At 71.0% G+C, this 13,825-nt stretch carries 10 protein-coding genes; 3 read left to right on the top strand and 7 right to left on the bottom strand.

The features are described from left to right. Window positions 1-10 precede the first annotated feature (10 nt). Genes G5C51_RS05835 through G5C51_RS05805 form a run of 7 tightly spaced genes read right to left on the bottom strand, consistent with a single transcriptional unit; the run spans window position 11 to window position 8,983 of the window. Window positions 11-991, bottom strand: coding sequence for an ornithine cyclodeaminase family protein (locus G5C51_RS05835; protein ID WP_206313487.1), 981 nt, complete (start codon window positions 989-991; stop codon window positions 11-13). After that, window positions 991-1,632, bottom strand: coding sequence for a hypothetical protein (locus G5C51_RS05830; protein WP_206313485.1), 642 nt, complete (start codon window positions 1,630-1,632; stop codon window positions 991-993). The genes G5C51_RS05835 and G5C51_RS05830 overlap by 1 nt, the downstream gene beginning before the upstream one ends. Beyond that, on the bottom strand, window positions 1,619-2,698 hold the full coding sequence (locus G5C51_RS05825) for an aminotransferase class IV (protein ID WP_206313476.1): 1,080 nt from the start codon (window positions 2,696-2,698) through the stop codon (window positions 1,619-1,621). Before G5C51_RS05825 ends, G5C51_RS05830 begins: the two co-directional genes overlap by 14 nt. Then, complete coding sequence (locus G5C51_RS05820; protein WP_165232760.1) at window positions 2,695-4,122, bottom strand: phenylacetate--CoA ligase family protein; 1,428 nt, start codon at window positions 4,120-4,122, stop codon at window positions 2,695-2,697. The genes G5C51_RS05825 and G5C51_RS05820 overlap by 4 nt, the downstream gene beginning before the upstream one ends. Window positions 4,123-4,132: 10 nt before the next feature. Further along, window positions 4,133-4,429, bottom strand: a complete 297-nt coding sequence (locus G5C51_RS05815) for a Dabb family protein (protein ID WP_165232757.1) — start codon at window positions 4,427-4,429, stop codon at window positions 4,133-4,135. Continuing rightward, window positions 4,426-5,178, bottom strand: coding sequence for a thioesterase II family protein (locus G5C51_RS05810; RefSeq protein WP_165232754.1), 753 nt, complete (start codon window positions 5,176-5,178; stop codon window positions 4,426-4,428). The genes G5C51_RS05815 and G5C51_RS05810 overlap by 4 nt, the downstream gene beginning before the upstream one ends. Continuing rightward, window positions 5,156-8,983 (bottom strand): non-ribosomal peptide synthetase, encoded by a 3,828-nt coding sequence (locus G5C51_RS05805; protein WP_165232751.1) that lies wholly within the window; start codon window positions 8,981-8,983, stop codon window positions 5,156-5,158. The genes G5C51_RS05810 and G5C51_RS05805 overlap by 23 nt, the downstream gene beginning before the upstream one ends. Window positions 8,984-9,316: 333 nt before the next feature. On the opposite strand from G5C51_RS05805, the gene G5C51_RS05800 reads away from it, so the two are divergent. The 3 genes from G5C51_RS05800 to G5C51_RS05790 are packed head-to-tail and all read left to right on the top strand — an operon-like array spanning window position 9,317 to window position 13,801. Continuing rightward, window positions 9,317-10,087, top strand: a complete 771-nt coding sequence (locus tag G5C51_RS05800; RefSeq protein WP_165232748.1) for an alpha/beta fold hydrolase — start codon at window positions 9,317-9,319, stop codon at window positions 10,085-10,087. Beyond that, on the top strand, window positions 10,074-10,898 hold the full coding sequence (locus G5C51_RS05795; RefSeq protein WP_165232745.1) for an SDR family NAD(P)-dependent oxidoreductase: 825 nt from the start codon (window positions 10,074-10,076) through the stop codon (window positions 10,896-10,898). Before G5C51_RS05800 ends, G5C51_RS05795 begins: the two co-directional genes overlap by 14 nt. 32 nt (window positions 10,899-10,930) lie before the next feature. After that, a complete protein-coding gene (locus G5C51_RS05790; protein WP_165232742.1) occupies window positions 10,931-13,801 on the top strand; it encodes an amino acid adenylation domain-containing protein in 2,871 nt (956 codons plus the stop codon). The last annotated feature ends 24 nt before the right edge of the window (window positions 13,802-13,825 follow it).

The following is a 13,825-nucleotide window of genomic DNA, read 5'->3' as shown; positions in this document are numbered from 1 at the left end:
GTGGGGGGTCTCAGCAGGCGAAGTCGACCTCGGTGCCGATGCCGAGGCGCCGCGCGGCACGGACGACGGCGAATCCGGAGGCAACGTCCTGCGCCGCCATGCCGAGCGACTTGTAGAGCGTGCGCTCGGCCGGTGACGTACGGCCGGGGTGCTTGCCCAGCAGCACCTCGCCGAGCTCGGGCAGCGGCCGGTCCTCGGGCACCAGGCCCTCCTCTACGGGCGACGCGATCTCGGAGGACTCGCGCAGGGCGCCTTCTCTGCTGTCCACGAAGACCGAGCAGGAGGCCACCGCGGCGGCGTCGAGTTCGCGCTTGCCCGGGACGGAGGAGCCGACGGCGTTGATGTGCACGCCGTCCGCCAAGTCCGCTGCCGTTACGACGGGTTCGACCGTGTCGACCGTCGTGCACACCAGGTCGGCGCCGCGCAGGGCGTCGGCCGGCGTGTCCGCCACCTCGACGTCGAGGCCGGCCTTCGCGCGTGCCCACGCCACGAACTCCTCGGCCCGCGGGCGGCCCCGGTTCCACAGCCGCACCCGGCGCGGCGGCCGGATGTCCCGCAGCGCGAGCAGATGGCTGCGCGCCTGGGTGCCCGCACCGATCAGGGCCAGGTCGCCGGCCCCCGGGGCGGCCAGCGCCTCGGTCGCCACGGCGGACGCCGCGGCCGTGCGCAGCGCGGTCACGGCCGCACCGTTGATCATGGCCAGCGGCTGGGCGGTCTCGGGGTCGAACACCACCACCATGCCCACGTGCGTCGGCAGGCCGCGGGCGCTGTTGCCGGGCGCGTGCAGCACCGCCTTCAGGCCGTAGCCGGCATCGGACTCACCGGCGACATGGCACGGCATGGCGGCGAACAGCGAGGCGTCCCGGCCGGATCCGAGCACGGTACGCACCGGCTGGACGACGTCTCCTGCGCTGAACCGGCGCATGACCTCGGCCACCACCCGGTGCGCCTCGGCGACGGGAAAGGCCTCGCGTACCTGGTCTCCGGTCATCAGGAGCACAACTTCGCCTCCTTGTCGTGGGCGTGCGCCGCTCTGCCGAACTGCGTCGCTCTGGTGAACACCGACCAGACCATGCGGATGGGCCGGGTCCCGGAGATGAACTCCAGGCCGTGCAGCTGCGCGGCCGGCACCGTGGTCAGCGCGAGATCGGCGATGCCGTCGACGACGGCGTAGGCGGCGGTGCTGGTGGAGTCCTGGTGCAGCACCTTGTACGTCACATGGCGGTCCGGAAGGAGCTGCGCGATGATCGGCTCGGGCGCGGGGTGGCTCGCGATGGTCGGCGAATCCGGCACCGGCCCGCCCCCGCGGAGCTTGGCGATGCCGTACAGCGGGGTGTCCATCACGAACACCCCGGCCAGCTCGACCTCCGGGTCCATGTAGAACGGGTTGATCTCCCGGTAGGCGTTGGCCACGACGATGTGGCTCACCTCGCTGGCGTGCAGCGCCTCGCCCGCCCGCTCGTACGTGTCGAACAGCCGGACGGCGGCGGACGGCTCCTCCCACCCGGCCATCTGCAGGGCGTACCGCTTCGCCGCGACCTCGCTGCTCGTGCCCGGCGGGCCGAGCGTGCCGACGACCGCGGGGCGATCGGAGCCAGGGCGCAGGAGAGAGATGAAGTTAGGCAGCGTCATCCGTATCTTCCTTCGCTTGGCGGGGGTGTTGACCGGGGAGGTGGGCACGCCGGGACGCGGGCTGAACGGGGGTCAGCCACTCCGGATGACCCGCGCCCCCGGCTCGGTCCTGAGCGTCGTGAGCGTCCTGAGCGTCCGGAGCCGTCGTGGCCGTGCGGTACAGCGCGGCCACCCGGGCCGCGACGGGTCCTGCGGTGCCGCTTCCGATGTCCCGGCCGGACAGGGCGACCACAGCGGCCACTTCCTTGGCGGTCGAGGTGAGGAACACCTCGTCGGCGGTGTAGAGGTCGGCGGGGCTGAGGGGGTTCTCCCGGACCGTCATGCCGGCCTCCCGGCACAGGGTGATCACCGTGTCCCTGGTGATGCCGGCCAGCAGGTCGCCCGCGTCCGGCGGGGTCACGAGGCCGCCGTCCCGGACCGCGAAGACGTTCGCGGTGGTCGCTTCGGCGACGTTGCCGGACCGGTCCAGGAGGATGGCGTCGTCGTATCCGGCCGCCCGCGCCTCGTCGCAGGCGAGGGCGCTGGTCACATAGCCACCGGTGATCTTCGCCTGGACGGGCAGCGCGTCGCGGGGCGGGCGCCGCCACGCGCTGAGGGCGCAGCGCACCTCCTTGACGCCGCCGGCCGTCGGATACCCGAACGTGGTGATGGACAGCGCGTCGGACACCCCGGCCAGTGAGACCCCGGGCGGAGTGTCCGGCAGCAGGGAGAGCTTGTGCGCCAGCGGACGCACATAGACGTCGCCGTCGTGCGCGTTCCTCCGCAGCAGCTCGACGGTGATGTCGATGAGTTCCGGTGTCGTCGCCGGGATTCCCGTGATCCGCAGCATCCGGCAGGCGCGCAGCATGCGCGCGTAGTGCTCGTGCGCCCGGAACAGCTGGTGCCCGCCGTCCGAGCGGTAGGCGCGGATGCCCTCGAACACCCCGGTCCCGTAGTGCAGGCCCTGGGTGGAGAGCGGCAGCCGGGGAGCCTGCGCCGGTACGAACTCCCCGCGGTCGTACGCCCAGGCGCCGAGCCCGAGCTGCGCCGGCCGCGGTGGGGCGGAGGGGAACGGGCCGGCCATCATGCCCTCGCCGCGGCGATCCGTTCGGCCGAGCGGGACTCGGTCGAGGTGGTGGCGCGCGGGTCGCGGCGGTCCACCACGCGGGCCGCCTTCCAGCTCACCATGGCGCCGGTGCTGGTGATGGGGCCGGGGTCGCCGAAGGCCACGCTCAGCGCGGTGTCCAGCTCCTCGCGGCAGTCCGCCACGGCCCGTTGGGTGTCCGTCCCGCCCTGCCGGTACAGGTCGGTGTTCAGGGTCAGGGTGAGCAGGTCCGTGCCCGTATCGTCGCGGGTCACGGTGATCTGGTAGTCGAGATAGCCGCGGAAGCGGCGCAGCAGCAGGTTCTCCAGGTCGTAGCCGCCCACGACATGCCCGTTGATCTCGAGCCGGTCGCGGACCCGGCCGATGGGCTCCAGCGCGGGTGCCGGCACCGCGGCGCCGGGCCCGGGCTCCGACATCCGCACCAGGTCCCCGGTGCGGTAGCGGACGAGCGGCTTCGCGCCGGTGTAGAGGTTCGTGACGACGAGTTCGCCGGAGCGCACCCCGTCGGGGCCGGGCGCCGCGGGCTCGCCGGTGCCGGGGTCGATCACCTCGTAGTGGTTGATCAGCGGTGCGGTGCGGAGCGTGCCGTCGGAGGTGGCTGCCGCGAGGACGGAGGCCTCCTGGGAGGCGTAGAGGCAGTTGTGCGCGTCCGCTCCCCAGACCGTGCCGATGTTGTCGCGGAGGCTGGGCGACAGCAGCTCGCCGGTGAGCATGATCAGGTCGAGCGAGAAGTCCCGCCGCGGGTCGAGCCCCGCCTCGACCGCCTTCTGGGCCAGCCGCAGGGCCATGCCCGGGGTGCAGAACAACCCGGTCACCGGCAGCAGCCGCATCACCTCGAGGGCGCGGTCGAAGCCGATCACCGGCGAGTGCGGCCACATCTTGGCCACCGTGTGCCCCAGGTTGCGGCAGACGTCGCCGAACGTGTCCCCGGTGGCGTGCAGCTCGGTGGGGCCGGAGATGCCGATGACCTGGCGGTTTCCGTGCCGCGCGAAGATGTCCCGGTAATAGGCGGTGAGCACGGTGTTGTTGTGGATGCTGTCCCCGTTGGTACGGGGGCACGGGGTGGGGTTCCCGGTGGTGCCGGTGGTCTCGTAGACGGTCCAGGCGTCGGAGACGGGGAGCGAGAGCACGTCGAACTGGGCCTGCTGCAGGTCCTGCTTGGTGGTGAAGGGAAGATTCCGGATATCCCCCACCCGCAGTCCGGCCAGCACACTGTCCGGTATGTCCCTCAACTTCTCGCGATAGAAGGGGGAGTTGGCGCGTACGTAGGCAAGCACCTCGCGCAGCTTGCCGGTCTGATGGTTCTCGAGCTCGGCGGCCGTCCACTTGCCCTCACCGAACTCGTCGAACCGTTCGCGCAGTTCGTCGGTGAGCGCCGCAGATTCCGGGTCGTATCGTGTGAACACGAGGCCTCCCTCACATGTCTTCCAGGTCGGCGACCACCCAGTCGGATATCGCTCGCCACTTCTGCACGGACTGCTGGTGGTACGTATTCGCCTGATACGCCTCCAGCGCGGCGAGATCCGGCAGCACTCCGATCACGGCGAAGTCGTAGGAGATGTCACGGTCGATCGTGTTCCAGCCCACTCGCCAGTCGATGAGTTCCGGAACATTGCTGCCGACCGCCCTGGCGAACTTCTCGGCCTCGACGACATCGGGAGCGGAGCGCTCGATTCCGTTCTTGAGCTTGAAGAGAACGATGTGGGTAATCACGAGTGCCTTTCCTGCAGGGCATCGATCACGTCCAGCACCTCCCGGCCGCTGTCGGTCAGGTACATGTGGTCGCCGGGGAGCTCCGTATAGCTGAATTCGTCCGTGGTCGCGTCCCGCCATTGCTGCGCCTCCGCGGCGGTGACCAGGCCGTCGGAGGCACCGCGCAGCGAGCAGATCGGCACCCGCACCGGTTCGTCGGTGCTCGGCACATAGTTCTCGTGCATTTCGCAGTCGGCCCGCAGCACGGGGAGGATCAGCTCACGCATCTCGGGGTGATCGAGAGCCTCGTGCCGGAATCCGGCGAACTCCTCGACCCGGGCGAAGAACTCCTCGTCCGGCAGCCCCGTCGCCCGTCGCTCGCGCTGGGTCCACGGACCCGGCGACCCACTGACGACCAGCTGCTGGACGTGCACATCACGCGTGCTCAGCAGATGCACGAACTCGTACGCGAGCACCGCTCCCAGGCTGTGCCCGAACACCACGACCCGCGCGCCTTCGCCGAGGGTCGCGGCGAGATCGTCGACCTCGTTCTTGGCCGCCTCGACGACATTCCGGTACGGCGTATCCAGCATCCGCCGCTCCCTGCCGGGCGGCTCGAAGGCCACCACGCGCCACCGGCCGGCGGACAGCGCCCGCCACGGGTGGAAGAACGAACCGCCGGCTCCCGCGAACGGCACGCACAACAGCGTGGTCCGCTCGCCTTGTTCCGCGGACCTGCCGGGTGCTTTATTCACCCCGACCAACCCCATCCACCATCTTGCTGTTGATGATCTCCATGACCTCGGCCGCGGGCCCGGGCATATGCATTTCGGTATGCACGGAACGCACGTCGTGTATCTCGATGGAACCGAGGACGTACGGCCGCCACAGATGCGCGTACGAGTTCTCCTCGAGCGTCGCGTTGAAGAACAGCACATCACCGCGGTACACCGGCGGTTCGAATTTCGACATGATGGCCACGTTGTTGGCCAGAATCCTCGCCATGCTGTCCACGAGATACTGCCGGTTCTCGGTGCCGAAGTACTGGCCGAAGGTTTTTCTGACTTCTTCGCGGTAGACCGCCGGCGTCCGCTCGGCGTGCAGCGCCTCGAAGTATTTCCCGCCCGGCTGGGAGTCCAGGATGGCCACGAAGGCGATCTCGCGCCCGCGCCGGTCGATCGCCTCCGCGACGGCGTGCACGACGGTGCCGCCGTAGGACCAGCCGACCAGCTGGAAGGGGCCTTCCGGCTGGATCTTCACCATCTCGTCGACGTAGTCCTCGACCATCTCCTCCACCGACCCGGTCAGCTTGTCCACGCCGTTCCAGCCGCGGGACTGCAGGGAGTAGGCCGGCCGGTCCTGCACATGCAGCGCGAAGCTGAAGAACGCCCAGCCCAGCCCGCCGCCGCCGTGGAGGAACCACAGCGGGAGCTTTCCCGTACCGGGATCGCTGTTGAGGGGCAGCACGACGGCGAACGGGTCGGAGACCTCCCCGGGCGTGCCGATGATCAGCAGGGCGGCCAGCTCGGCCACCGTGGGGTACTTGATGATCGCTCTGAGGGGCACGTCGAGGTCGAACTCGCTGCGGATACGGGCGCTGAGCCGGGTGGCCAGGAGCGAGTGTCCGCCGAGTTCGAAGAAGTCGTCGTCGACGCCGACGCTCTCGACGCCGAGCAACTCGCTGAACAGGGCGCACAACTTCTCTTCGTGGGAGTTGCGCGGCCCACGGCTGTCCGCGGTGTCCGTGTCCCCGGACGGCAGCGCGCCGGGGTCGGGCCTTCCGTCCGGGGTGAGCGGGATCTCCGGAAGCGGAATCAGCGCGGAAGGCACCAGGTGGTCGGCGAGGCGCTCACGCAGGTACGCGGGCAGCTCGGCGAGCAGCGCCTGGACACCGTCCTCGGTCTCCGCCACATCGGGCTCGGGCACCACATAGCCCACGAGGCGCTTGCCGCCGTCCTGGTTCTCCCGCGGCACGACCGCCGCCCGCGCCACACCGGGATGCCCGGCCAGCACCCGCTCGATCTCCGCCGGCTCGACCCGGAAGCCCTGGATCTGCACCTGGCGATCGGTGCGCCCGAGGTACTCCAGCTGCTCGTTGCTGTCCCAGCGCACCAGGTCCCCGGTGCGGTACATCCGGGCGCCGGCAGGACCGTAAGGGCACGCCACCAACCGCTCCGCGGTCAGCTCAGGCCGGCTCCGGTAGCCGCGGGCCATCCCGGCACCGGCGACGTACAACTCGCCCGGCACGCCGCGGGGAACGGGGCGCAGCCGGGCGTCGAGCACGTACGCCCGGGTGTTCCCGGCCGGCACCCCGATCGGCACCCCGGCCCCCACCTTCACGCGGGCTCCGGTGCACCAGGTCGTCATCTCCGCCGGGCCGTACACATGGAAGACCTCGGCGGCCTGCTTCGCCAGGAGCCTGGCCTGCCGTTCCGGCACGACCTCCCCGCTGATGATGATCCGCAGCCCGTTCGCGGCGTGCGGCTCGTGCATCAGGAGCCGCTGCCAGAAGGCGGGCGTGGCCTGCACCGCGGTGACCTCGTGGCGGCGCATCAGCTCCGCGACGGCCGACGCGTCGGCGACGGTGTCCTTCGCCGCAAGCACCACGGCCGCGCCGCAGACGAGCGGGAGGTACAGCTCGGTGTGCGCCATGCCGAGCGCCACGCTCGTGCTGAACAGCATCCGCTCGGCGGCCGAGAGCGGGAACCGGCGCTCCGTCGTGGCCAGGGAGTTCGCGACCGCGCCGCGCGGGGTCTCCACCCCCTCCAACTCCCCTGCCGGACCCGGCAGATAGGTCACGTACTGGGTGTTATCGGGCCGGACGGCCACCTCCGGTGCCGCGTCCGGGTAGCCCGCGCAGTCCGCGCCGGCCGGCGCGTCGGCGTCGAGGACGAGCACCGGATCCGCGTGCTCGAGGATGCGGTCGATCCGGGACCGCGGATCGTCGGGATCGATCGGGACGGAGGCCCCGCCGGCCTTCAGCACCGCCAGCAGCGCCACCACCAGGTGCACCGTCCGCGGCAGGCATACGGCGACCCGCGACTCCGCCCGTACCCCGCGGTCGACCAGCCAGTGCGCCAGCCGGCTCGACCGCGCGTCCAGCTCCCGGTAGCTGAGCGACTCGTCCTCGCCGATGACGGCGAGCGCCTCCGGAGTCGCCGCTACGTGCCTGCGCACCGCCGCGACCAGCCCGTCATCGAGGGTCGGCTCGGCGGTGTCGTTCATCTCCACCACCAGCCGCTGCCGCTCCCCCGCACTCAGCACGTCGACGTCTGCGACGCGCACGCCCGGATCGGCGACCACCTGCTCCAGCACCCGCACGAACCGGGTGCCGACGGCCTCGACCGTCTCCCGGTCGAAGAGGTCGACCGCGTACGAGATGTCGCCGCGCAGCGCCCCCGCGTCGTCCGCGACCAGGTTGAAGAACAGGTCGACCTTGGCGGTCGACTTGGTGCCCTGCTCGACCTCCAGCGTGAGCCCGGGGAGTTCGAGCTGCGACCTCTCGTAGTTCTGCAGGCCGAGCATCACCTGGAACAGCGGGTTGTACGCCGCGGAGCGGACGGGATTGATCGCCTCGACCGTCATGTCGAACGGGACGTCCTGGTGCTCGTAGGCGGCCAGCGACTTGTTCCGCACCTGGGCGAGCAGCTCGGTGAACCGCGGGTCGCCGGCAAGGTCCACCCGCAGCACCTGGGTGTTGACGAAGAACCCGACCAGATCGGCCAGCGCCTCGTCGGTCCGCCCGGCGATCGAGCTGCCGATCGTCACGTCCTCGCCGCCGCCGATCCGGCACAGCAGCACCGCGAGCGCCGCGTGCAGCGCCATCGACAGGGTCACGCCGCGCTCATCGGCCAGCTTCTGCAGCCCGGCCCCCACCTCGGGACCCACGACGAGGTCGACCACGGCGCCGCGTCCGCTCGCTTCCGCGGGCCGCGGGCGGTCCACCGGCAGGTTCAGCGGCTGCGGTACTCCGGCCAACTCCCCGCGCCAGTACGCGATCTGCTTGGCGGCGAGACTCGCCGGGTCCGCGACGTCACCGAGCAGCTCGCGGTGCCACACCGTGTAGTCCTTGTACTGCACCGGCAGCGGCTCCCACTGCGGAGCCGCGCCGTCCCGGCGGGCGGTGTACGCCTCGGCCAGGTCCCGTATCAGCGGCGCGAACGAGGAACCGTCCGCGGCGATGTGGTGCACGACCAGGACCAGGACGTGTTCCTGGGGTGAGCAGCGGAACAGGCGTACCCGCACCGGGATGTCGGCCGCCAGGTCGAAGCGGGCCGTCATGGCCTCCTCGACCGCGCCGGACAGGTCGTCGGGCGGCACCTCGACCACCGGCACCTCCGGCGCCGCATCCGCGGTCGGAAGAATCCGCTGGTGGAGCTCGCCGTCGTCGTTCGTCACGTAGACGGTGCGCAGGACCTCGTGACGGTCGACGACGTCGCGGATCGCCGCGGCCAGCGCGGCCCGGTCCAGGGATCCGGTCAGCCGGAAGGCGGCCGGCATGTTCCAGTTCTCCGACTCGCCTTCCATCCGGTGCAGAAACCACATACGGCGTTGCGCGTAGGACAGGGGAATCATTGCCACTTACTCCTCTACGAGCATCATGCGCAGGCCGGGGAGTATCTCGGAATCGGTAATCGCCAGGGCCTGACAAGGGTTCATGGATTGCCGCTGTCCTGTCGACAGGACACCCGGCATCCGCAGTCACCCTGGAATGCTGTCCACCGTAGAATCCCTACCACCAGCGCGGCAAGGTCGGCAGCGTCGCGAGCCCTCACCGGGTCCGTACGGCCTGTGCCCAACTGACGTACTGTGCCATCATGGCCAGCCCGAACTCGGGTTTATCCAGTCACCTCGAACTCCTTCGCCCAGCGATGACCGCAGCAATAGCTTCCGCCTGGAGGAAATGCAGTGACTAACCAGCCGACTTCGCAGCGCGGCGGGGTGCCGCTGCTGTGCCTTCCGTTCGCCGGCGGCGGAGCGAATTTCTTCCGCCCGTGGAACGTGATCGGGAAGGGTCTGAGCGGGGTGGTGGCCGCACCGCTCCAATTGCCTGGCCGTGAACGCCTGTTGGACGACGAGCCGTACCGGGACCTGCACGCCGCCGCGGACGGGCTGCTTCCGGCCGCGCTGGCGGCGGCGGGGACCGGCCCGGTCGCGCTGTTCGGGCACTGTTTCCTCGGCGCGGCACTCGCCTACGAGCTCACCCGGCGCATCACCGAAACCGCGCGTACCGAGGTGGTTCACCTATTCGTCAGCGCGGCGCGCCCGCCGTCAGCGGGACCGGTCAGCGACGTGTCCGGAATGACCGACGACGAATTCCTCGAGCACGTCGAGAAAACCACCGGGCGACAGTATGCCGCGTATGACGTACCGGAGATACGCGAGCTGCTGATACCGACCCTGCGCGCGGATTACGCGATGGACGAAGGCTACCGGCCGCGCGATGGCGCCCCGCTCGACGTCCCGATGACCGCGGTTTACGCGGACGACGACTCGTTCGTCACCCGCGAAGAAGTCGCCAAGTGGCAGGACGTGACCACCGCGGACTTCTCCCTGGTCGAATTGTCCGGGGGACATATGTATCCGGCGGATGACGCCAAGCCGTTGCTCGAACTGATCTCGAAGACCATCGGCGCCGACCGCGTCGAGTCCGGAGGGCTCCCCCATGGCACTGCATGAGAAGACCATCGTCATCACAGGTGCGGCCAGGGGAATTGGCCGCGCCTGCGCCGTGCGGGCCGCCGAGGAAGGCGCGGACGTCGTGCTCATCGACATCGCCGGTGACCTTCCGGAAATCCCCTACGCCCTGGGTTCCGCGGACCAGTTGGAGCAGACCGCGCAGCAGTGCCGCAAGAACGGCGCCTCCGTGCTCGTCGCCACGGCGGACGTGCGCTCGCGGTCCGCCGTGTCCTCGGCCATCACGGCCGCGGCGGACCGGTTCGGGCAGATCGACGCCCTGATCAACAACGCCGGAGTGGGCGCCCCGTCGGGGAAGTTCGCGCACGACTTCACCGACGAGGAGTGGCACGCCATCCTGGACGTGAACCTCACCGGGGCCTGGCACGTGATCACGGCGGTCGCGCCGGTCATGGTCTCCCAGCGGTCGGGCAGCATCGTCAACGTAGCGTCGACGGCCGGCCTCGTCGGCTACCGGCACTTCGCCGGATACTGCGCCTCCAAGCACGGTCTGATCGGCCTGACCAAGGCCGCCGCGCTGGACTACGCGCCCCTGAACATCCGGGTCAACGCGCTGTGCCCGGGGCCGGTGCGGGACGACCCGGCCGTGGACGGCCAGATGACCTCGGTCGTCGCCGACGCCCTCGGCATCAGCTACGAGGAGCAGGAAGCCGTCTATCTGGAGTCGGTGGCGACCGATTCGCTGGTCGACCCGGCCGACGTCGCCGGTGCCGCGATCTGGCTCGCGGGCGACGACTCCCGCAAGGTCACCGGCACGGTGGTCCCCGTGGATGCTGGCTTCTCCGCCCGCTGACCCTTCTCCCGGCCTCACCAAAAGGAGTGAGTATGTCCGTCTCCAGCGAAGCGGCCCCGGAGGCCCCCGCGGCCGATCATCCGAGCGGCCGGCTCTTCGCCCACGCCGAGTTCGACGCTCACCCAGCGCGTTCCTGCCACAGCCTGATCAGACGGCTGCCCGCGGGGACCGACGCGGAGACGGTGCGCGCGAACCTGACCGCCCTGACGGAACGGCACCCGGTCCTCGGCGATATGCAGCTGTTCGACGAGGCACTGGACGTCGGCGCGGAGCACACGGCCGCGCACCGGCGCCGCACCCGGGAGGCCGGCCGCGCGGTCAACGGCTCCCCGGTCATCGTGCGCGCCGTCGTCCTCGGCTACGCCGACGGCGCGGCCGACCTGGTGCTGGTGGCACACCGCAGGGCCGTGGACCGGCGCGCCCTGGACCAGCTGGCCACGGCGCTGGCGGACCCGGCGCATCCCGTAACACTGCCGGAGCCGGTGGCCGGCGGCAGCCTCCAGGGCGGTCCGCCCGAGCTGCCGTGGGGCCTCGGGGCCGCGGACCAGAAGGGCCGGACCGGCACCGTCGAGCTGACCGCCACCGCGGTAGCGGACGACGCGGCAGCGGCGGTGCCGGTGGCGGCCGCCGCGGTCGTGCTGGCCCGATACGGCCAGACGGAGCGCGCCGGGTTCACGCTGATCACCGGGGACCTGGCGGCGGCGGACACGCAACGGTCGGTCGCCCTCCCGGTCGCGGACGCGACCCGCGTCGCCGACCTGCTCGACGCCTCGGCACACGCCGGCGCCGCGGGCGGCGAGCCGCTGTCCGGCCTGTCCGCGGTCGGGGTCCTGCTGACCGAGGGCCGCACCGGTGAGGTCTACCGGCCCGTCCTCGAGCCGGTCTTCCCGGTGACGCTGGCTTGGCAGCGGCACGCGGACGGCACCCTGAGCGGTGCCCTGCATTACGACGAGGGTGTGCTGGCCCCGGAGATCGCCCGGCAGTTCGCCGGGCACATCGACCGCCTCGTGGCGGCGCTCGCACAGGCTCCGGCCGACGCCCGGGTCGGTGACATCGAGCTGCTGGACACCGCGGAAGCCGCCGCCATCGTCGCCGCCGGGCGCACCCCGGCCCGGGGCGATACGGCGGTCGCGCCCATCCACGAACTGTTCCGCAAGGTGGTCGCCGCCCAGCCGGGCGCCACCGCGCTGTCCGATCCCGACCGCACGCTGACGTACGGCGAGTTGGACGCCCGTTCCGACGCGGTGGCCGCCGCGCTGCGCGGCTACGGGGTGACCCCGGCGGACCGGGTCGGCGTGTGCCTCGACCGTGACGCCGACCTGGTGATCACGCTGCTCGGCGTGCTCAAGGCCGGCGCCACCTATGTGCCGATGGACGTCGCCTATCCGGCGGAACGGATCGTCCACATGGTGACCGACGCCGGCGCCCGGCTGGTGCTCTCCTCCAGGGCGGACTTCCCCGCGGTGGACGGGGTGACCGTGCTGCAGGCGAGCGAGCTGTCGCGGGCCGCCGGTGAGCCGGTCGCGGACCTGAACGTCAGCGCGGACGCCATCGCCTACGTGATCTACACGTCCGGCTCCACCGGACGGCCCAAGGGCGTCGCGGTGCCGCACCGGAACGTCGGCGCGCTGCTCGCGGCGACCGCCGACGACTTCGGGCTCGGACCGGCCGACACGTGGACGCTCTTCCACTCCAGCGCGTTCGACTTCTCGGTCTGGGAGATCTGGGGCGCGCTGCTGACCGGCGGGCACCTGGTCGTCGTGCCGTACTTCGTCTCGCGCGTCCCTGAGGACTTCCACGACCTCCTGGTGCGGCACCGGGTGACCATCCTGAACCAGACCCCGTCCGCGTTCGCCACGCTCAAGGAGGTCGACGCGGAGCGCTCCGCCGATCTCGCGCTGCGTCTGGTGGTCTTCGGCGGTGAGCCACTGGACGTACGGTCCCTGCAGGACTGGTTCCGCAGGCATCCGCACACCCGGTGCCGGATGGTCAACATGTTCGGCATCACCGAGACCACCGTGCACGTCACCAGCCAGACGCTCACACCGCAGGACGTCAGCGCCAGGTCCCGTTCGGTCGGCCGGGCCCTGCCGGGCTGGTCGCTGTCCGTGCGGGATACGGAGGGCCGGGTGCAGCCGTTCGGCGTGCCCGGCGAGATCTACGTCGGCGGCGCGGGCGTGGCCAGCCATTACCTGAACCAGGAGGAGCTGACCGCCGAAAGGTTCGTGTCCGACCCGGTCACCGGGGAGCGGGTCTACCGCAGCGGCGACCTGGGCAGGCTGCGCCCGGACGGGCGCCTGGACCACCTCGGCCGGATCGACGGCCAGGTCAAGGTGCGCGGCTTCCGCATCGAACTCGGCGAGATCCGCTCGGTCCTGCTGGAGGACCAGAACGTCACCGCCGCCGCCGTGGTCCTCAACGACCACGACGGCGACGCGGCCGACGTCCACCTGGAGGCGTATCTGGTGCCGAAGCACGAGGCCGTGTCCGTGGAGGACATCAGGCAGCGGGCGGCGCGCTTCCTGCCGGACTACATGGTGCCGGCGACGTTCACGCTGCTCTCCGAACTGCCGCTGACCGTCAACGGCAAGGTGGACGTGAGCAGGCTCAAGCCGGTCACCCCTGACACCCCGGCCGCCGAGGCTCCCGAGGCCGCACAGCCGGCCGACGACCCGGTGCTGCGGGTGTGGCGCGAGGTCCTCGGCAAGCATGTCGGCCCGCATGACGACTTCTTCGTCTCCGGCGGCACCTCGCTGCTCGCGGTGCGCCTGTCCGGTGCGCTGCGCCGGGCCGGGCTGCCGCCGGTGACGCTCCGGGAGCTGTACGTGTACCCGACCGCGGCCGAGCTGAGCGAGCTCCTCACCGGCCGCGAGCTCGTCGAGGAGCCGAACGGAACCGCCTGACCGAGAGCACGAAGAAGCCCCGCT

Source organism: Streptomyces coryli, assembly GCF_011044975.1.
Classification (GTDB): domain Bacteria; phylum Actinomycetota; class Actinomycetes; order Streptomycetales; family Streptomycetaceae; genus Streptomyces; species Streptomyces coryli.
The sequence above is the reverse complement of the archived record's forward strand: the minus strand, read 5'-3'. Positions and strand labels throughout refer to the sequence as shown.